The organism is Streptomyces sp. SID14436, from assembly GCF_010548465.1.
In the GTDB taxonomy this organism is placed as follows: Bacteria; Actinomycetota; Actinomycetes; order Streptomycetales; family Streptomycetaceae; genus Streptomyces.
On sequence record NZ_JAAGMD010000887.1, the window covers coordinates 1 to 228 of the forward strand.

Here is a 228-nt window from a genome sequence, read left to right on the forward strand (position 1 = left end):
GTCAGCGCTTCGACGCCGATGTTCGCCAGCGAACTGTATCCCTGGACGGCGATGGTGCCGCCGGTGAACAGCGTCAGGAACCCGACGACCACCACGGTGCCGCCGATCATGGCGAGCGCTCCGGTCCCCATCGAGATCTCGGCGATGAGACGCAGGGTCTCCTTCTTGTAGTGCTTGATCGCTCGCGGGATCGCGACGATGCTGTCCCAGTAGAAAAGGGCCTGATCG

The 228-nt window shown here is 63.6% G+C and carries 1 pseudogene; it reads right to left on the reverse strand.

Annotation, left to right across the window (positions count from 1 at the left end):
- Positions 1-228, reverse strand: a pseudogene (locus tag G3I53_RS32405) (ABC transporter permease); the annotation flags it as partial.